Below are 17,685 nucleotides of genomic sequence, written 5' to 3' on the forward strand. Positions count from 1 at the left end.
GATCGAGGACTACATCGACTGGTTCAACAACGACCGCATCTCGCTACGCTTCGACGGCCTGAGCCCGGTGCAATACCGAGCCCAGGCCCTCGCAGCCTAGGATTTCCATTAACGGTCCAACCCACGGGGTCCAGTGCAATGTAGTGGTCCATTCACGCGAACGGGTGGGGTGCGAACGGGTGGGGTGCGCTGGGGCGGTGCAGGGCGCGCGCTGCCGAGCTAACGACTGCGACTAGGTGGCGTCGGCGTCGATCGGCGGAGTCTCACCGGCCGCGAGTGTCGGCTCGCTCTTGCTCATCGACACCGGGCTCGCGGCCGCCCCACCCTGTACAGCGTTGTTCTGTGGGGTGGGTCCGCCGAGATTCTTCGGCTTGGTGTCGAAGGGCTTGCCCTTGAACGTGTCTTCGAGTGGGTTCTTGAAGATCGAATCGTCGCCGTCGAGTAGATGCTTGGTGATCACCGCGCGCGGCGTCATGCCCCGCAGTTGGTTGAGATCGGCGAGTGGTTTGCGGAGGTCCTCGAAATCGGTGCCCAGCTCGTCCTTGAGCTGCTGACTCGCGCCGTTGGCGTAGTCCTTGACCTGACGGATCGACTTGGACACCCAGCTGATCGCGCCGGGGAGGCGATCCGGGCCGAGGATGACCAGAGCTGCTACGAGGAGAATTACGAGCTCTCCCCAACCGATGTTGCCGAACACGCCTGCCAGCCTAGTCCGTCAGTCCGAAACCGGCGTGACGGACAGGTCGACCAGCCGTCCTGAGCGGACGATCTGCACCGGAACCGGCTCACCGATCGTGGTGGACTGCACTGCGACGACCAATTCGTCCGCATCACCGACCGTGCGATCACCGACCTTGGTGATGACATCGCCTTCGACGATGCCGGCCTGTTGTGCCGGGCCGCCTGCTCGCACATTGGCCACTTCGGCACCCGAGGACGTGTCGTTGATGACCGAGCGCGCATTGATACCGAAGTCCGGGTGTTTCATGACGCCGTCCCGGATCAGGGCCTGAGCCACCTCGGTGACCTCGTCGACGGGGATGGCGAAGCCGAGTCCCACCGATCCCCCGCTCTCGCTGCGGATAGCGGAGTTGATACCGATGACGCGGCCCTCGAAGTCGATCAATGGACCACCGGAGTTACCTGGGTTGATGGCGGCGTCGGTCTGCACGGCGTCGATGACGGCATCGGTGTCGGTGCCTTCGCCGGACAGGGCCACGGGGCGATCGAGAGCGCTGACGATGCCGGAGGTGACGGTTTTGTTCAGTCCAAGCGGAGATCCGACGGCAATGACGTCCTGCCCGACGCGAACGTCGCTGGACCGTCCCAGCTGCGCTTCGGTGAGGTTTCCGACGTCCGTCTTCAGTACGGCGAGGTCGGTCTTGGTATCGCGTCCGACGATGCGCCCCGGCACTTTCGTGCCGTCCGAGAAGGTGACTTCGAGCGTCGAATTGTCCGGGTCGGACGCTGCGAGGGAGATGACGTGGTTGTTGGTGACGATGTACCCGTCACCGCTGATCACGACGCCCGAGCCGGTGCCCCCGGTCTCCCCGAGTGTCACCTGGATCGATACGACGGACGGGAGGACGGCGTCGGCGACTTTGCTGATCTGACCACGGGGGATGTCGTCGCCGCTGGACTGGGTCAGCGTCACTTTCTGACTGGTCAGTGCGCCGGTCACCTCGGCGGTCAGACGGCCGAACAGGCCACCGACCAAGCCGATGACGAGGGCCAGGATCCCGAGCACGACGAGAGCTCGGACGGACACCGATCTTCCGAAAAGCACATCACGCACACCGAGTTTGGTACCCGGCGGGAGAACCGGAGGCGCTGGGGTGTCGACCGCGGCGTTGCCGAGCAGAACTCGTGCGTTGGGATCGCGCCACGGATCGGCCGGAGCGGGCGTGGGGGTGTCGATGTCGTGTTCCGCGGACGGGTCACGCTGCAACGACTCCTGGGAGTCCTGCGGACGTCCGAACGCCTCGGCGAGGATCGGGTCGGGAGGGCGAACGGAGACTCGATCGGGCAACTGCTCGCCGGGTCGGCGCGGAGAGAACGAACCGTCGACATCCTCGGGACGACCGAACACCGAGGCCGACATCGGATCGACGGACGGCCGATAGACCGGCCGTGGTGGCAATCGCGGACCTTCCGGGCCGATCCCCGCCGGCTCGACATCGTCCGGGTCGGTGCCTGCGGTCTCGGTGTTGGTCGAATCAGATGTCACGCGTCCGGTTACCCCTCGCATACGTCGGTGTGAGAGTTCAGTATCACTCGAGCGGTCGGGGCAGCTCGATGCAGGTGAGAAGTTCGGTGCAGGTGAGAAGCCGTCGGGAGTATGTCGAGGCTGTCAACGTCGGCGACGGCGAACGCCTGCCACGGACGACTTGAACGTCCGCTTGGTGCGTGCCTGCCCGTCGTCCCCGGCGCAGGACGGAATCTGGCTGAGCAGACCGAGCAAGGAGTGCGGCATGGACATCTCGCCTGCACCACGCAGCGCGCGGCGGGCCTGCTGCTGCGCCTCGACCTCGGCCGCGCATTCTGGGCACTCGGACAGGTGGTGAGCTGCGCGAAGGTACGCGGGCATCCGCAATTCGCCGTCGACGTAGGCCGCCACGGCCTCACTGGCCAGATGTTCGGTTGAACTGAACTGCCGAGGCTTGCGCGCCTGCGTCATCCAACCCTCCTCGTAGCTAGTGGGCACTTGCGTGACCCGAGTCGACCTTCCCGTGCACTCGAAGGTACTCGCGTAGCGCTTGGCGTCCACGATGAATGCGACTGCGAACCGTTCCGAGCTTGACGCCCAGTGTCGCACCGATCTCTTCGTAGGACAGGCCTTCGATATCGCACAGCACGATTGCGGCGCGGAATTCCGGTGCCAGCGAGTCGAGCGCGGACTGGAGATCGGGGTCGAGGCGGGCGTCGTGGTAGATCTGCTCGGGACTGGGCCGGTCGGAGGGGACGCGGTCGTAGTCCTCGGGAAGCGCTTCCATGCGGATGCGACTGCGACGACGAACCATGTCGAGGAACAGGTTCGTGGTGATGCGGTGCAGCCATCCCTCGAAGGTGCCGGGCTGATAGTTGGACAGGGAGCGGAAGACCCGGATGAAGGTGTCCTGCGTCAGATCCTCTGCATCCTGTGCGTTGCCGGACAGGCGGTACGCCAGGCGGTAGACGCGGTCGCCGTGCTCACGAACGAGCTCGTCCCAGGACGGCATCGTCGAGACCTCGCCGGTCGCATCGAACACGGCGGTACCGCCGATATCCTCTGGCATCGGCACGGACTCGGGTAGACGCGCGGTGTTGCGAACGCCGTTGATCTCGTAAATAGTTGGATCCTCCTGCTCAGGACTGCGTACGTCCTTCTGATTCAACCGACGACTACCCTCGGATGTTCCAGCTCACACTTCGCAATCGAGACGGACCTTCGATTCCTCCATAGCCTGACCGATCTGCGTGTGGGTCCGGTATGAATCAGCTGAGGCGCACCTGAGAATGTGTGCGTGAGAATGTGCCACGGGCACGATAGCCTCGGTTCGTGCCGACCAACGCCGAGAAGATGCTCGCCTACGCCGAAGACTCCGCTCAGGAGGACGAGGTTCTGATCTCAGCCAGAGAGCGCGCCGTCGATCTCGGTGCCGCACCGGTCCCGCCATCGGTCGGAGCGATTCTGTCCATCTTCACTCAGATGCTCGGCGCCAAGACCGTGGTCGAAATCGGAACGGGCGCAGGAATCAGTGGCCTGTGGCTGCTCGACGGGATGCGCGCGGACGGCGTCCTGACCACCATCGACACCGAGCCCGAGCATCAGCGTGCCGCGCGAGAGGCGTTCCGCGCGGGCGGAATTGCGCCATCACGCACTCGGTTGATCAACGGTTGGGCACTGGATGTGCTGCCCCGATTGGCGGACGACACCTACGATTTGGTGTTCATCGACGCCAGCCCGGCCGATCATCCACACTTCGTCGCCGAAAGCGTCAGACTGCTCCGGCCGGGTGGAGTTCTGGTGCTGCACAACGCGTTGCTCGGTGGCCGGGTCGCGGACCCCACTCAGCGCGATGCCACCGCAGTGGCCGTGCGATCCGCGGCGCGGGCGATCGCCGAGGACGAGCGGCTCACGACGGTGCTGCTGCCGCTCGGCGACGGTTTGATCTGCGCTTCGAGAGCGTGAGCAGGCTCTAGATCCAGACGCCCTTGCCGACCGAGACCACTCCCCCGGCACTGACGTTGAAGCGTTCACGATCGCGTTCGTGGTCGACTCCGATGATCTCGCCGTCACCGACGACGACGTTCTTGTCCAGGATCGCGTGCCGAACCACGGCACCCTTGCCGATCCGGACGCCGGGCATCAGCACGCTGCCTTCGACCGTTGCACCGCTGTCGATCATGACATTGGAGCTCAGTACCGAATTGCGCACGGTGGCGGCGGACAGGATGCAGCCGGCACCGACGACGGATTCCTGAGCCAAACCACCCTGGACGAACTTGGCCGGTGGCAGATTCTCGGCCGATCCGCGGATGGGCCAGCGGCGGTTGTAGAGGTTGAAGATGGGGTGCACCGACACCAGGTCCATGTGGGCGTCGTAGAAGGCGTCGATGGTTCCCACATCACGCCAGTAGCCGCGGTCTCGTTCGGTGGCACCGGGCACCACGTTGTCGTTGAAGTCGTAGACCGAGGCGACGCCTGCTTCGACGAGCGCGGGAATGATGTCGCCGCCCATGTCGTGGTCGGAGTCGGAGTTCTCGGAGTCGGCCTTGATGGCGTCGATCAGCACCTTGGTGGTGAAGACGTAGTTGCCCATGGATGCGTAGGTGACGTCGGGGTCGTCGGGAGTGCCCGGCGGCTGCGCCGGCTTCTCCAGGAACTGGGTGATCTTGCCGTTCTCGTCGGAATCGATGCATCCGAACGCGAACGCCTCGCTGCGCGGCACCCGGATACCGGCGACCGTGACCCCGGCACCGGAGTCGATGTGCTGCTGCACCATCTGTTCCGGGTCCATCCGGTACACGTGGTCGGCACCGAAGACCACGATGTACTCGGGGTCCTCGTCGTACACCAGGTTCAGCGACTGGAAGATGGCGTCGGCGCTGCCGGTGTACCACCGAGGCCCCAGACGCTGCTGCGCAGGAACCGGAGTGATGTACTCCCCGGCGAACCCGGACAGCCGCCACGTCTGCGAGATGTGGCGGTCCAGTGAATGCGACTTGTACTGGGTCAGCACGCAGAGCCGGAGGTAACCGGCATTGACGAGATTGCTCAGCACGAAGTCGATCAGTCGGTAGGCGCCCCCGAAGGGTACGGCCGGCTTGGCTCGGTCCGCGGTCATCGGATAAAGGCGCTTACCCTCACCGCCGGCAAGCACGATCCCTAGTACGTGCGGTTGTGTCCTCACACACTCAACCTATCCGCACCGAGAGAACCGTGCGAGCAGTACACGCACAACTGCTGGGGAATGTAGGTTCGTTCACGTGCGCGTAGCAATGATGACCAAGGAATATCCCCCGGAGATCTACGGTGGCGCAGGAGTGCATGTCACCGAGTTGTCCGCGCAGCTGAAGTTGCTGTGCGACGTGGACATCCACTGCATGGGTGCCCCCCGCGACACCGCGCAGGTTCACGATCCGGATCCGGCGCTCGCCGGAGCCAACGCTGCGTTGACCACGTTGTCCGCGGAGCTGCGGATGGCCAATGCGGCGGCCGGCGCGGACGTGGTGCATTCACATACCTGGTACACCGGCCTTGCGGGCCACCTCGCGGCGCAGTTGCACGATGTGCCCCACATCCTGACGGCGCACTCGCTCGAACCACGCCGGCCGTGGAAGGCCGAGCAACTCGGCGGCGGCTACCGAGTCTCGTCGTGGTCCGAGCGCAACGCGGTGGAGTACGCCGACGCCGTCATCGCCGTCAGCGAGGGCATGGCCAAAGATGTGCTCGACGCCTATCCTCGCCTCGATCCGAGCCGGGTTCATGTGGTGCGCAACGGAATCGACACCGAGCGTTGGTTCGCCGACCACGGCACCTCGACCCTGGAAGAGATCGGTGTCGATCCGAGCAAGCCGATCGTCGCTTTCGTCGGACGCATCACCCGGCAGAAGGGCGTCGGGCATCTGATCGCGGCCGCCCATCGCTTCGATCCGTCCATCCAACTCGTGTTGTGTGCAGGCGCGCCCGACACCCCGGAGATCGCCGCGGAAACCGAGCGCGCCGTGGCCCAGCTCGCCGAGCAGCGCGAGGGCGTGTTCTGGGTCAAGGACATGCTTCCGACCGACAAGATCCGCGAAATCCTCACTGCAGCAGCAGTCTTCGTGTGCCCATCGGTCTACGAGCCACTCGGCATCGTCAACCTCGAAGCGATGGCCTGCGAAACTGCCGTCGTCGCCTCCGATGTCGGTGGCATCCCGGAGGTCGTCGACGACGGCCGCACCGGACGCCTGGTGCACTACAACTCCTACGAACCCGAGGCCTTCGAGCGCAACCTGGCCGACACCGTCAACGAGGTCGTCCTGGACCCCGCCCGCGCAACCGCGATGGGCAAGGCAGGCCGCGAGCGAGCGGTCGCCGAGTTCTCGTGGGCATCGATCGCGAAGCAGACCCTCGCCGTCTACAACGACGCCTCGGCGCGTCGCCGATAGGTCGACACCGTCACCGACACCGTGACCTCGACACGGTCCGGCAACTGCGCAAGCGCAGCGGATCGTGTCTCGGGGTTGCCGTGGCGCGCCGACGGCCCCATTCCGATCAGCGACTCGACGTCGTTGTGCGAGAGCGCCATCGAATACTCCAGCGCAGACTCCGCAACCGGATCGAACAGGCCGGACAGGGACTCACCGAGCCTGCGGGTCTTGTCTTCCTCGACGCCGATCAGGCCCAACGGGCCGCGCAGTTCGCGCTGATGCCGCGATGTGGGGGTCACTACCACCAGCACCCCGTCGGCGACGAGCACTCGGTTCAGCTCGTCTGCGTTACGCGGAGCGAACACGCACGTCACCGCTGACAGACTGCCCGACCGCACCGGTAGCCCACTCCAGATGTCCGCAACCACCGAGCCCAGTCGAGGATGTGAGCGGGCGGCGCGGCGCGCAGCGAACTTCGAGACATCGACGCCCAATCCCCTGGCATCCGGGCGGGCATCGAGTACGGCAGCGAGGTAGTGCCCGGTGCCCACCCCGACATCGAGCACCGCCTCACCGTCCAGCGGGACTGCAGCAGAGACCGCGGCGGCGATCGGATCGAAATGCCCCTGACCCAAGAACGCATCACGCGCGGTGATCATCTCGGCCGAGTCACCGGTGAACTTTCCGCCGTCACCGGTCAACAAACTGACGTATCCCTGCCGAGCCACATCGAACGAATGTCCACGATCGCACCACAGCGTCCGATCGGTCTCGCCGACGCCGAGCCCCGATTCGACTCCGCGTGCCCGGCATTGCGGACACAGCAACAGTTCGACGACGTCCGTCAGCATCGAACACCTCTTTCACAGCGGGTCGGCCCAGCACTTGAAAAGATCGGGCCACAACACTCGTCGTCACAACACTCGTCGTCACAACACAAAGCCCCGCTTGCCGGTGCGGCGAGCGGGGCAGAGCGATGATCGATCGATGTGGATATCAGCCGGTGACGCCCTTCAGTTCGTCACCGAGTGCCGCGGCCTCGTCGGGGGTCAATTCGACGACCAACCGGCCGCCCCCCTCGAGCGGGACACGCATGACGATTCCTCGTCCCTCTTTGGTTGCTTCGAGGGGACCGTCCCCGGTCCGGGGCTTCATCGCCGCCATCCTCTGCTCCCTCCAGATCTGCGCCCACCTGCTCGGCGCCTAGGCCTAAAAGATAAATTCGTCGCGGGGCGACGGGTGTTGAGTGCCATTCTTCCCTATCTCGGTCCATACCGAGAAACGGAGTCTGTATTCGTGACCTGCACCCAACACCCCGACAAGTGATCGTCGACCATTCCAGTCGCCTGCATCAAGGCATAAGCGGTTGTCGGACCGACGAATCTCAGCCCCCGACGCTTGAGCTCCTTGGCCAGAGCCGTCGACTCGACGGTCGATGCCGGAACCTCGGAGATCTCCGTCAGGCGTGCGGGCCGGGGTTCGGGCGCGAACGACCAGAGCAGGGTGTCGAGGTCGGTGTCCTCGAAGTCGAGAATGGCCCGAGCATTGCTCACCGCAGCGTCGATCTTGAGCCGATTGCGCACGATCGACGCATCGTTCATCAATCGTTCGACATCGTCCTCGCCGAATCGGGCCACCCGTTCCGGATCGAAATCAGCGAACGCACTGCGGAAGCTCTCGCGCTTGCGCAGAATCGTGATCCACGCCAACCCCGACTGGAACGCTTCGAGGCACAGCCGCTCGTACAGCTCGTTCCGCCCGTGAAGGGGCTGGCCCCATTCGGTGTCGTGGTACTGCCGGTACAGCTCGTTGTCGGTGGCACCCCACGGACACCGATGCCGCCCATCCGGTCCGGCGACCGCGCTCACTGCTCGTCCGGCTCGGCCGTCACCGAATGCCGCCCGTCCGAGGTAGCCCCCAGCTGACTCCCCGACTGAGCCCCCGACTGCTGCAACGCGGACAACCGCGACCGCAGCACGTCGATTTCGCCACCGAGCCGTTCGAGCGCCCAGTCCACCTCGCTGGGCTTGTAGCCCCGCAGGGTCTGCTGGAACTTCAACGAGCGCACGTCGGCTCCGGTGACGGCCTCCGCAGGCAGCACCGTCGCGGTTGTGCCCTCGGGCAGTGGACCCAGTTCCTCACCGCGACCGAACACAGTCGACGCCACGAAGAACAGTGCGGCAGCGACGACGGCAATGACCACGACATAGATCAGCAGCGTCAACATGCCACGATCTTGTCACGCCGGCCCGACACGACTATTTCAACGAGTTCATCGCCGGTCGGTCCAGCAACGACACCTCGGTCGAGAACGGCGCGAACGAATCACCGTCGACCCGAAACTGCATCAGACCGGCCCCGGAATCGACCATGCCGCATCGATTGAGCATCGTTCCGACGATCTGCCTGCTCATCGCCCCGAGCTCGACCAGTGGGCGATTGCGATGCTTGCGCACCCCCAGATTGACCTGGCCGATCGCCTGCAACCCGAGCCTGTCGTACGTATCGAGCAACAGCCCGATCTCCACTCCGTAACCGGGCGCGAACGGCACCGCGGACAGCAGCTCGCGGGTGCCCGCATATTCTCCGCCGAGCGGCTGGATCACTCCGGTCAGCTCGGGTCGCAGTGCAGCGAGCAGAGGCCGTGCCACGAGCTCGGTGACACGTCCGCCACCGTTGGCGTCCTCGGTTCCACTCACTCGCAGTGGACGGCGGTAGTACCCCTTGACCAGGTGAATACCGTCGCCCATCAGCAGTGGGCCGAGCAATTTCGGCACGAACGCCGGATCGGGGTTGATCAGATCGGAGTCGACGAACGCAATGAGATCACCGGTCGACGCGGCGATTGCACGCCACAGCACCTCGCCCTTGCCCGGAACCGGGTCCAGCCCGGGGACTGCGTCTTCTCGGCTGATCACACGCGCACCCGCGGCCGTCGCGCGGACGGCCGTTTCGTCGGTCGAACCGGAGTCCAACACGATCAGCTCGTCGACCAGGCCACCGAGCAGTGGATGGATGGTGTCGATGACCGCGGCGACCGTCTGTTCCTCGTTCAGCGCCGGGAGTACCACCGATACCGTTCGCCCCGCCTTGGCGGCTTCCAGCTCGGCGACGGTCCAGTCCGGTTCGTCCCAGCTGTTCGTCTCGGACCACGCCATGGTCACGTCCGTTCGATCTGCAAGGGTCATGCCAGACCCCTGACGGTCCGCGCCGGGGCTCGGAGTCCCTGGATCGCTGCCACCATGTCGACGACTCTTCTGGTCGACGCAACTTCGTGTACCCGGAACATTCGGGCTCCGCCTGCTGCGGCCAATGCTGTCGCTGCCAATGTTCCCTCCAACCGGTCGGCGAGCTCTACCCCTAGAGTCTCGCCCACAAAGTCCTTGTTGCTCAGCGCCATGAGCACAGGCCACCCGGTGTTTACAAGATCGTCTACCCGCCGCAACAACTCGAGCCCGTGAAAGGTGTTTTTGCCGAAATCGTGCGTCGGATCGATGAGAATCGAATCCTTCTTCACCCCCTCCGCGACTGCGTTGTCGGCGGCTGCGGTGACCTCCGCGATCACGTCCGCGACGAGATCGGTGTACCGAACCCGGAACGGACGCGTCCGCGGGACCGCGCCACCCGTGTGCGAGCAGACGATGCCGACTCCCTCGGCCGCGGCGACGCGCACCAGCTCAGGGTCCGCCCCGGCCCAGGTGTCGTTGATGAGGTCAGCGCCGACCCCGCAGGCCAACCTGGCCACCTCGCTACGCCAGGTATCGACACTGATCAACAGCTCGGGATAGACGTCCCGGATCGCTTCGACGAAGGGAACTACGCGGCGGATTTCCTCGTCGGCATCGACGACATCACCTGGGCCTGCCTTCACCCCGCCGATGTCGACCATGTCGGCACCCTCCGCGACCGCCCTGTGCACCGACGCCATGGCAGCATCGTCGGTGAAATTCGCGCCCCCGTCGTAGAACGAATCGGGAGTGCGATTGACGATTGCCATCACCAAAGCGCGATCGTCGGCAACCGGTTTGCCGCAGAGAGTGCTCATGAAACCAATACTGGCACGCAGCTATCCCTTGGGTGCCTTGCCTGCCGCCACCTCGTCGACGTAGCCGTCGTACGCCTTCTCGTAGCCACCGGACTTGCCGCGGAGCACGTACAGGTCGCTGGCACTGTCGTCCTCGTAGCCGAGTTTGCGCAAGGCGACCTTCTGGCTCTTGAACGTCGACGTCTGTTCGAGGCTGTCGACGACTCGCACGAACAGGGGCACCGCATAGGTCGGGAGCTTGTCGTAGAGATGCTCGGCCACCGCCTTGCCGTCGAAGGTCTCGCCCTCGCGCAGCGTGATCGCAGCCATGCCGGCCTTGCCGTCGGTTCCGTCGATATCGACGCCGTACACGACGGCACCATCGACCGACGAATGCCCGCCGAGGGCACCCTCGACCTGGGTGGTGGCGACGTTCTCACCCTTCCAGCGGAAGGTGTCTCCGAGACGATCGACGAATGCGACGTGCATCCAGCCCTGCTTGCGAACCAGGTCGCCGGTGTCGAACCAGGCGTCACCGTCCTTGAAGCCGTCGCGCACCATCTTCTTCTCGGTGGCCTTGTCATCGGAGTAGCCGTCGAACGGTGCCCGGTCGGTGATCTTGGACAGCAGCAGTCCGACTTCCCCGTTGCCGACCTTGCGGAGCTTGCCGTCCTGTCCACGCTTGGCCTTGCCCGACTCCTCGTCGAACTCCACCACCGCGTACGGAAGGGGGCAGATGCCTGCGGTCTTCTTCATGTTCAGAGCGTTGATGAAGGCGATATTGCATTCGCTGGCGCCGTAGAACTCCGCGACGCGAGAGATGCCGAATCGCTCGGTGAACTCCTCCCAGATCTCCGGGCGAAGTCCGTTGCCGACGATCAGCTTGACCGAGTTGTCGCGGTCGGAACTCTTCTTCGGCTGCGTCAGCAGGTAGCGGCACAGTTCGCCGATGTAGGTGAAGGCGGTGGCCTCGTTGACTCGGATGTCGTCCCAGAAATTGCTCACCGAGAACTGCTTGCCGATGGCCATGGTCGCGCCACCCGCAAGCACCGAGGACAACGTCACCGTCAACGCGTTGTTGTGATAGAGCGGAAGGCAGCAGTAGATGACGTCGGAACCGCGCAGCCGGACACCCATGTTGCCCAGGCCGGACATCGACTTGAGCCAGCGGAAATGGCTCATCAGGCTGGCCTTCGGCATACCGGTGGTGCCCGAGGTGAAGATGTAGAACGCCTTCTCCTTGGCCTGGATCTGTGCGGTGACCGACGGGTTGGACGTGGACGCCTTCGCGGCAAGCTCGGCCAGCTTCTCCATCGGCAACACCGCACCGACCTTCGGTTCCCCGTCGAGAGAATCGAGAGCTTCCTGCGCGTTCTCGTCGAGAATCAGGACCTTGGCGTCGAGAATCCCGAGGCTGTGCTCGAGCACGTCACCGCGCTGGTTGTAGTTCAACATGCCCGCAGTTGCTCCGAGCTTGACGGCCGCGAGAGCGGCGAACAATGCCTCGGGGCGGTTCTTGCTCAACACGCCGACCACGTCACCGCGCTCGACCCCGTGGTCGGCGAACACTGCCGCGTACTGGTTGACCAGCTCGTTCGCGTCCTTGTACGAGGTCGACACACCCTCGAACCGCACGAACGGGTGGCTACTGTGCTTGGCGGCAGCCTCTTGGAAGATCAAGCCGATCGAAACCTTGTGATCGGGCTTTCGGGTGAATCCCGCCAGGCCCTTGAGCAGACTCGGTACCTCCGTCACCATTTTCGGCAACGCGACCGCGAGGTCGGTCACTCCGATTTTCTGACGGGCATCGACAGCCATGAACTCCCCTTCGAAGACTTTGTGAGATTTCTTACCCTACTTGAGAGTAACAACTTTGAGGAGCTCCCCGGCGGGCCGAGGTTGGTGACCTGTCACAGCTTTGCGCATGCATCCAAGGCCGCACGTGTCGACGGCGTTCTGACCAGAGCATCCAGGGCTCGCTGTTGTACGAACCCCGTCGCACGCAGACCGTCGATCCACTGCATCATCCCGTCGAAATGCCCGAACGGATCGAGCATCACCATGGGCTTGCTGTGCATGCCCAGATAGCCCGCGGTCCACGTCTCGAACAACTCCTCGAGCGTCCCGATCCCGCCGGGCAAGGTGATGAATGCGTCGGCGCGGTCTTCCATGATCTTCTTGCGCTCGCGCATGGTGTCGGTGACGATCAGTTCGTCGGCATCGACATCGGCGACCTCGCGGTGCACGAGAGCCTTCGGGATGACGCCGACGGTGTTGCCGCCCGCAGCCCGCGTCGCAGCCGCCACGGCACCCATCATCGAAACGTTGCCCCCGCCGGACACCAACTGCCAGCCCCGTCGACCGATCTCGGTTCCAACCTCCGCCGCAAGATCGATGAACGACGAATCGACGGGCCCCGATGCGCAGTAGACGCAGATGCTGAGCCCACCGACCGCTGTGTCGTTCGCCCGCTGCTCGTTCACTGCTGCGCCTCGAGGACGATTCGGACGGCCTCGTCGACGCTGTCGGTGCAATGGATGAGGTCGAGGTCCTTCTCGGACACCTTGCCTTCTTTCACCAGAGTGGATTCGATCCAGCCGATCAGACCCGACCAGAAGTCTTTGCCCAACAACACGATCGGGAACTTGGTCACCTTGGCCGTCTGCACCAGAGTCAATGCCTCGAACAGCTCGTCCAGGGTGCCGAAGCCACCGGGCAGGCAGACGAAAGCCTGGGAGTACTTGACGAACATGGTCTTGCGGACGAAAAAGTATCGAAAGTTGATACCGAGATCCACCCAGTCGTTGAGTCCTTGCTCGAACGGCAGCTCGATCCCCAGTCCGATCGAGTATCCGTCGGCCTCGCTGGCACCGCGGTTGGCTCCTTCCATCACGCCGGGGCCGCCGCCGGTGATGACGGCGAACCCCTCCTGGGCGAGGGCTGCGCCGAGCCGGCGGGCGCGCTCGTATTCCGGATGGTCGACGGGGGTGCGCGCGGAACCGAACACCGTCACGGCCTTCGGAACCTCGGCCAACGCCCCGAATCCTTCGACGAATTCGCTCTGGATGCGCAGCACTCGCCAGGTATCGGAATGAATCCAGTTTCCTGGCCCACGCTCGTCGAGAAGGCGTTGATCCGAGGTCGAGGTCTCGGTGTTTCGGCCCCGCCGCAGTACGACGGACCCTTTGTGTTTGGCCGGCTTCTCGCTGCCGTGTCCCGCGTCGTTGTTCATGGCGTCGAGGTTATCCGGCGGAGAGGTAGCTCCGGAGAACCTGTGTGACGTGCGTGATCTGCTCGACGGGAACGCGTTCGTCGCGCTTGTGGGCGAGGTTGGGGTCACCGGGCCCGTAGTTGACGGCCGGGATCCCGAGCGCCGAGAAGCGTGAAACATCGGTCCAGCCGTACTTGGCTCGGAACTGTCCACCTGCCGCCTCGATGAGGGCAGCCGCCGCGGGCCGGTTCAGGCCGGGCAGCGCGCCCGGTGAGGAGTCGGTGACCTCGAAACCAAGATCGAGTCCCTCGACCACTTCACGAACATGTTCGACGGCCTGCTCAACGGAGCGATCCGGTGCGAATCGAAAATTGACGTCGAGTTCCGCGGCATCGGGAACGACATTGCCTGCCACCCCGCCTGCGATCCGAACCGCTTGTAGACCTTCGCGATACACGCAGCCATCGATATCGATGGTGCGTGCTCGATAGGCCGCGAGCCGGTTGAGCACTGCACCGAATTTGTGAATCGCGTTGTCGCCCAGCCAGGAACGAGCACTGTGGGCCCGCGTTCCCGACGCCGTCAGCCGAACTCTCAGTGTCCCTTGACAACCGGCCTCGATGAAGCCGCCGGACGGCTCGCCCAGGATGGCGACGTCGGCGTCGAGCCACTCGGGCAGTTCTCGTTCGATTCGGCCGAGTCCGTTGCGTGCGGCGGCAATCTCCTCGCAGTCGTAGAACACCAGGGTGAGATCATGCGCGGGGTTGTCGATCGTGGCCGCGAGATGCAGGAACACTGCGTCTCCCGACTTCATGTCGACGGTTCCGCACCCATGCAGGATGTCCCCCTCGGCGCTGTCGTGCTCTCGCCGCGACGGCACATTGTCGGCGATGGGGACGGTGTCGAGGTGACCGGCGAGCATCACCCGCGAGCCCAGGCCGCGGTTGGTCCTCGCCAGCACGGCGTTCCCGCTCCGAATGATCTCGAAGCCTGTGGTCTGCGTGCGAAGCGCGTGCTCTACGTCGTCGGCGATGCGCGATTCGTCCTCGCTGACGCTGGGGATGTCCACCAGCGCTGCGGTGAGGTCGATCGGGTCTGCCTGCAAATCGAGAGTCACGGCGACAACCTTAGGCCGTAGGCCCGAAGAATCTTGCGGACCACGCCGTCGAAGCCTGCGCCGAACAATCCTCCGCTCGAAAAGCCCTGGCCGGAGCGCCCGTACCCGATCACGCTCGCCAACAGGTCGACCAGAACGCACAGCGTGCCCGGAGCATCGGTCCTCACGACGGAACCACCGGCCCCGTCGGCCGATGGCGTGTCTACCAGGCCCCGGTGACGACCAAACCGAGTGCCATTCCGAGGACGATTGTGGTGGCCATCGTCGTCACCAGTCCGGTGAACGAGACGCCGCCGGCCATTGCTGCAGCGGCTCCACGGCTACGCGAGCCGGTGCGGGTGGTCATTGCAGGAACTCTGTCAGCTGCCGCGGCATCTACTCGTACGCCCGCATCCCGATGCGATCACACTCGGCTGTCGAATCGGTAACGAACCGGCGCAGCGTCGGAAAAACGAGTCCAGGAACAATCGGCGTGCCCGGGACGACGGGCGAACCCGATCTTCGGACCCACCGCGTATTCTTCGTGCCGTGAGCGCACAGGGAGCATCAGCAGTAGGTATTGCCAACATCACGACCTCAGGTGTCGTTCTCGACACGTGGTTTCCGAGCCCGGAGCTCGGGTCGGGGTTCGACACCGGCACCACTCGGCTCGAGGGATCCGACATTCCCGAGGAGCTGACCGCTCTGGTCGGGCCGGACGAGGCACGCGGGGTCGAGGTCGTCGCGGTCCGCACGACGATCGCTTCGGTCGAGGATGCACCGGTCGACGCCCACGACGTCTACCTCCGCCTGCACTTGCTTTCGCACCGTCTGGTCCAGCCCCACGGGGTCAACCTCGACGGGCAGTTCGGCTTCCTCGCCAACGTCGTATGGACCAATTTCGGCCCTGCCGCGGTCGACGGCTTCGAGACGGTGCGCGCGAAGCTGCGGGCCCGCGGTCACGTGACCGTGTACAGCGTCGACAAGTTCCCTCGCCTGGTGGATTACGTCGTTCCCACCGGGGTTCGGATTGCCGACGCCGACCGCGTACGTCTCGGCGCACACCTGGCCAGCGGAACGACCGTGATGCACGAGGGCTTCGTGAACTTCAACGCCGGAACGCTCGGCAATTCGATGGTCGAGGGCCGCATATCGGCGGGCGTGGTGGTGGGCGACGGTTCCGATGTGGGCGGCGGGGCTTCGATCATGGGAACCCTCTCGGGCGGCGGAAAGAACGTCATCTCCGTCGGGAAGAGCTGCTTGCTCGGAGCCAACTCGGGGCTCGGCATCTCGCTCGGTGATGATTGCGTCGTCGAGGCGGGTCTGTACATCACTGCGGGCACGAAGGTCGTCGGGCCGGATGGAACTGTGGTGAAGGCTGCGACTCTGAACGGTAAGTCCAATGTGTTGTTCCGCCGCAACTCGATCTCGGGTGCGGTCGAGGTGGTGCCGTGGAAGGGCACGGGTGTCGAACTGAATGCGGCACTGCACGCCAACGACTGAGAGCTCAGCTCGCAACATAGGTTGCACGACAATCTTTTCCGGCCCCGCACCGTGTTTTCGGTGCGGGGCTGGATTGCGTTTTCGGGGTCGTTCAGGTGTGTGGGTTCAGGCGATGTGGGGTCCGGCTCGGGCGTGGGAGGGTCGGGGTTGTCGGTTGGGTCGACCGATGCCGGTGGGATGAACCAGGGGTGGTTGTCGTCGGCGATGAACACTTCCCAGTCGCTGTGGTGAATGAGGCGGTGGTGGAAGCCGCAGAGTAGGACGAGGTTGTTCAGGTCGGTGGGGCCGCCGTCTGCCCAGTGTCGGATGTGGTGGCCTTCGGTCCAGGCGGCGGGTGTGCCGCAGCCGGGGAATGCGCAGCCGTGATCGCGGGCGGTCAGGGCGCGTTTCTGTGTGGAGGTAACGGTACGCATTGTGCGGGCGAGGTTGATCGGATTGCCGGTCTCGTCCATCACGATGGCGGTGAGGATGCAATCGCACGCCAGTTGTCGGGAGGTGGTGCGCGAGAGTGGTCCCATCCAGGGCAGCCACCCGACACTGGTGCCGTCCCCGAACACGTCCCGATAGGCACCGCGATCCGGTGACGGTCCTGCGCCAGTAGCGGTGTCGCGGAGGTCGGTCAGATCTCGCAGGTTGATGTGCAGGTTGACGTGCGGTTTTTCCCCGCCTTCGGTGGGCCGGTTGTTGGCGGCGAGGTAGCGGTCGAGGATGTGTCCGAAGGCGTCGGCGCGGCGTCGGGCGGGGCTGCGTTCGTCTGGGGTGCCGTCGACGGCGGGGCGGGGTGCGGTCAGGGGTGAGAGGGCGGTGAGGAGTTTTTCTCCGGTGACGGCATCGAAGTCACCTTTCATGATCATTCGTCCGTTGAGGGTTTTCGAGGCGAAGAGTTCGTTGCGGTCGGTGTCTTCGGCGGGTGGGGTGGTGCCGCCGTAGAGGTCGTGCAAGCGGGTGATGGCTGCGCGTAGGGGTCCGGTGCGGGCTTCGGGCCCGGTCGCGGCTGTGATCAGTGCTGCCCGGGCCATGTCGCGGCCCTCGGGTGGGAGGTCTTCGGGTGGGGTTTCGGCGAAGTCGAGGATCAGGGCGGCGTGGTCGATGGACATGCTGCCGGTGTTGACGGCGTCGGCGATGTCGGGGAAGTTCTTCAGTCCGCGGGCGAGGGCGAGAATTTTGTTGGCTTTGCCTGGCGTGAGCAGGGTGGTGGAGGTGAGCCAGCCGGCGGGTCCGGGGAAGCCGAGTTTC

Annotated in this window: 21 protein-coding genes and 1 pseudogene; 4 read left to right on the forward strand and 18 right to left on the reverse strand. The window is 64.7% G+C overall.

Annotation, left to right across the window (positions count from 1 at the left end):
• Nucleotides 1–100, forward strand: a 100-nt coding sequence (locus tag ACOQFP_RS08610; protein ID WP_421584037.1) for an IS3 family transposase, incomplete at its 5' end; no start/stop codon positions are given.
• Between the two features lie 132 nt (nucleotides 101–232).
• Here the strand turns inward: ACOQFP_RS08610 and tatB are convergent.
• The 4 genes from tatB to sigE all read right to left on the reverse strand — a co-directional run bounded on the left by tatB (nucleotide 233) and on the right by sigE (nucleotide 3,275).
• Nucleotides 233–697, reverse strand: a complete 465-nt coding sequence (tatB, locus tag ACOQFP_RS08615; RefSeq protein WP_421584029.1) for a Sec-independent protein translocase protein TatB — start codon at nucleotides 695–697, stop codon at nucleotides 233–235.
• Between the two features lie 18 nt (nucleotides 698–715).
• Nucleotides 716–2,248 (reverse strand): trypsin-like peptidase domain-containing protein, encoded by a 1,533-nt coding sequence (locus ACOQFP_RS08620; protein ID WP_421584030.1) that lies wholly within the window; start codon nucleotides 2,246–2,248, stop codon nucleotides 716–718.
• 102 nt (nucleotides 2,249–2,350) lie between these two features.
• Nucleotides 2,351–2,677: a hypothetical protein gene (locus ACOQFP_RS08625; protein ID WP_206490219.1), complete on the reverse strand. Its 327-nt coding sequence runs from the start codon at nucleotides 2,675–2,677 to the stop codon at nucleotides 2,351–2,353.
• 16 nt (nucleotides 2,678–2,693) lie between these two features.
• Nucleotides 2,694–3,275 (reverse strand): RNA polymerase sigma factor SigE, encoded by a 582-nt coding sequence (sigE, locus tag ACOQFP_RS08630; RefSeq protein ID WP_206490629.1) that lies wholly within the window; start codon nucleotides 3,273–3,275, stop codon nucleotides 2,694–2,696.
• Between the two features lie 284 nt (nucleotides 3,276–3,559).
• Between sigE and ACOQFP_RS08635 the strand changes: the two genes are divergently transcribed.
• Nucleotides 3,560–4,171 (forward strand): O-methyltransferase, encoded by a 612-nt coding sequence (locus ACOQFP_RS08635; RefSeq protein ID WP_206490628.1) that lies wholly within the window; start codon nucleotides 3,560–3,562, stop codon nucleotides 4,169–4,171.
• Between the two features lie 7 nt (nucleotides 4,172–4,178).
• Here ACOQFP_RS08635 and glgC read toward each other — a convergent pair whose 3' ends face one another.
• Entirely contained in the window at nucleotides 4,179–5,393 is a 1,215-nt protein-coding gene (glgC, locus tag ACOQFP_RS08640; RefSeq protein ID WP_206490218.1) for a glucose-1-phosphate adenylyltransferase, read from the reverse strand.
• A gap of 76 nt (nucleotides 5,394–5,469) precedes the next feature.
• Between glgC and glgA the strand changes: the two genes are divergently transcribed.
• Nucleotides 5,470–6,633, forward strand: a complete 1,164-nt coding sequence (gene glgA, locus ACOQFP_RS08645) for a glycogen synthase (RefSeq protein WP_421584031.1) — start codon at nucleotides 5,470–5,472, stop codon at nucleotides 6,631–6,633.
• Here the strand turns inward: glgA and ACOQFP_RS08650 are convergent.
• From ACOQFP_RS08650 to ACOQFP_RS08705, 12 genes are all read right to left on the reverse strand, one after another.
• Nucleotides 6,603–7,466 carry a methyltransferase domain-containing protein gene (locus ACOQFP_RS08650; protein ID WP_421584032.1) on the reverse strand — a complete coding sequence of 288 codons (864 nt, stop codon included), beginning with the start codon at nucleotides 7,464–7,466 and terminating at the stop codon, nucleotides 6,603–6,605. The two genes, glgA and ACOQFP_RS08650, sit on opposite strands and share 31 nt — an antisense overlap.
• Before the next feature lie 145 nt (nucleotides 7,467–7,611).
• Nucleotides 7,612–7,779: a DUF3117 domain-containing protein gene (locus tag ACOQFP_RS08655; protein ID WP_008714277.1), complete on the reverse strand. Its 168-nt coding sequence runs from the start codon at nucleotides 7,777–7,779 to the stop codon at nucleotides 7,612–7,614.
• Between the two features lie 95 nt (nucleotides 7,780–7,874).
• Nucleotides 7,875–8,483, reverse strand: a complete 609-nt coding sequence (locus ACOQFP_RS08660; protein ID WP_421584033.1) for a DNA-3-methyladenine glycosylase I — start codon at nucleotides 8,481–8,483, stop codon at nucleotides 7,875–7,877.
• On the reverse strand, nucleotides 8,480–8,842 hold the full coding sequence (locus ACOQFP_RS08665) for a DivIVA domain-containing protein (RefSeq protein ID WP_421584034.1): 363 nt from the start codon (nucleotides 8,840–8,842) through the stop codon (nucleotides 8,480–8,482). Before ACOQFP_RS08665 ends, ACOQFP_RS08660 begins: the two co-directional genes overlap by 4 nt.
• 31 nt (nucleotides 8,843–8,873) lie before the next feature.
• Complete coding sequence (locus ACOQFP_RS08670) at nucleotides 8,874–9,803, reverse strand: glucosyl-3-phosphoglycerate synthase (protein WP_206490213.1); 930 nt, start codon at nucleotides 9,801–9,803, stop codon at nucleotides 8,874–8,876.
• Nucleotides 9,800–10,660, reverse strand: a complete 861-nt coding sequence (folP, locus tag ACOQFP_RS08675; RefSeq protein WP_206490212.1) for a dihydropteroate synthase — start codon at nucleotides 10,658–10,660, stop codon at nucleotides 9,800–9,802. Before folP ends, ACOQFP_RS08670 begins: the two co-directional genes overlap by 4 nt.
• A gap of 21 nt (nucleotides 10,661–10,681) precedes the next feature.
• Nucleotides 10,682–12,457 carry a long-chain-acyl-CoA synthetase gene (locus tag ACOQFP_RS08680; protein ID WP_206490211.1) on the reverse strand — a complete coding sequence of 592 codons (1,776 nt, stop codon included), beginning with the start codon at nucleotides 12,455–12,457 and terminating at the stop codon, nucleotides 10,682–10,684.
• A 92-nt stretch (nucleotides 12,458–12,549) separates the two neighbouring features.
• On the reverse strand, nucleotides 12,550–13,122 hold the full coding sequence (locus ACOQFP_RS08685; RefSeq protein ID WP_206490210.1) for a TIGR00730 family Rossman fold protein: 573 nt from the start codon (nucleotides 13,120–13,122) through the stop codon (nucleotides 12,550–12,552).
• Nucleotides 13,119–13,871: a TIGR00730 family Rossman fold protein gene (locus ACOQFP_RS08690; RefSeq protein ID WP_206490209.1), complete on the reverse strand. Its 753-nt coding sequence runs from the start codon at nucleotides 13,869–13,871 to the stop codon at nucleotides 13,119–13,121. The genes ACOQFP_RS08685 and ACOQFP_RS08690 overlap by 4 nt, the downstream gene beginning before the upstream one ends.
• Nucleotides 13,872–13,881: 10 nt before the next feature.
• Entirely contained in the window at nucleotides 13,882–14,967 is a 1,086-nt protein-coding gene (dapE, locus tag ACOQFP_RS08695; RefSeq protein ID WP_341245117.1) for a succinyl-diaminopimelate desuccinylase, read from the reverse strand.
• Nucleotides 14,964–15,134 carry a hypothetical protein gene (locus ACOQFP_RS08700; protein ID WP_421584035.1) on the reverse strand — a complete coding sequence of 57 codons (171 nt, stop codon included), beginning with the start codon at nucleotides 15,132–15,134 and terminating at the stop codon, nucleotides 14,964–14,966. The genes dapE and ACOQFP_RS08700 overlap by 4 nt, the downstream gene beginning before the upstream one ends.
• Nucleotides 15,135–15,169: 35 nt before the next feature.
• Nucleotides 15,170–15,313 (reverse strand): hypothetical protein, encoded by a 144-nt coding sequence (locus ACOQFP_RS08705; RefSeq protein ID WP_206490206.1) that lies wholly within the window; start codon nucleotides 15,311–15,313, stop codon nucleotides 15,170–15,172.
• Nucleotides 15,314–15,495: 182 nt separating this feature from the next.
• Between ACOQFP_RS08705 and dapD the strand changes: the two genes are divergently transcribed.
• Nucleotides 15,496–16,449, forward strand: coding sequence for a 2,3,4,5-tetrahydropyridine-2,6-dicarboxylate N-succinyltransferase (gene dapD / locus ACOQFP_RS08710; RefSeq protein ID WP_421584036.1), 954 nt, complete (start codon nucleotides 15,496–15,498; stop codon nucleotides 16,447–16,449).
• 293 nt (nucleotides 16,450–16,742) lie between these two features.
• Here the strand turns inward: dapD and ACOQFP_RS08715 are convergent.
• A pseudogene (locus ACOQFP_RS08715) lies at nucleotides 16,743–17,639 on the reverse strand (DUF222 domain-containing protein); the annotation flags it as partial.
• Nucleotides 17,640–17,685 lie beyond the last annotated feature (46 nt).

It is taken from the genome of Rhodococcus sp. MALMAid1271 (assembly GCF_049195265.1).
Lineage (GTDB): Bacteria > Actinomycetota > Actinomycetes > Mycobacteriales > Mycobacteriaceae > Rhodococcoides.

Excerpts from the sequence above, each read along its gene's own strand:
- ACOQFP_RS08635 (WP_206490628.1), top strand. The coding sequence starts at position 3,560 with ATGCTCGCCTACGCCGAAGACTCCGCTCAGGAGGACGAGGTTCTGATC.
- folP (WP_206490212.1), bottom strand. The coding sequence starts at position 10,660 with ATGAGCACTCTCTGCGGCAAACCGGTTGCCGACGATCGCGCTTTGGTG.
- ACOQFP_RS08650 (WP_421584032.1), bottom strand. The coding sequence starts at position 7,466 with ATGCTGACGGACGTCGTCGAACTGTTGCTGTGTCCGCAATGCCGGGCA.
- ACOQFP_RS08625 (WP_206490219.1), bottom strand. The coding sequence starts at position 2,677 with ATGACGCAGGCGCGCAAGCCTCGGCAGTTCAGTTCAACCGAACATCTG.
- ACOQFP_RS08670 (WP_206490213.1), bottom strand. The coding sequence starts at position 9,803 with ATGACCCTTGCAGATCGAACGGACGTGACCATGGCGTGGTCCGAGACG.
- ACOQFP_RS08665 (WP_421584034.1), bottom strand. The coding sequence starts at position 8,842 with ATGTTGACGCTGCTGATCTATGTCGTGGTCATTGCCGTCGTCGCTGCC.
- ACOQFP_RS08690 (WP_206490209.1), bottom strand. The coding sequence starts at position 13,871 with ATGAACAACGACGCGGGACACGGCAGCGAGAAGCCGGCCAAACACAAA.
- sigE (WP_206490629.1), bottom strand. The coding sequence starts at position 3,275 with ATGCCAGAGGATATCGGCGGTACCGCCGTGTTCGATGCGACCGGCGAG.
- ACOQFP_RS08705 (WP_206490206.1), bottom strand. The coding sequence starts at position 15,313 with ATGACCACCCGCACCGGCTCGCGTAGCCGTGGAGCCGCTGCAGCAATG.
- ACOQFP_RS08655 (WP_008714277.1), bottom strand. The coding sequence starts at position 7,779 with ATGGCGGCGATGAAGCCCCGGACCGGGGACGGTCCCCTCGAAGCAACC.
- ACOQFP_RS08620 (WP_421584030.1), bottom strand. The coding sequence starts at position 2,248 with ATGCGAGGGGTAACCGGACGCGTGACATCTGATTCGACCAACACCGAG.
- ACOQFP_RS08680 (WP_206490211.1), bottom strand. The coding sequence starts at position 12,457 with ATGGCTGTCGATGCCCGTCAGAAAATCGGAGTGACCGACCTCGCGGTC.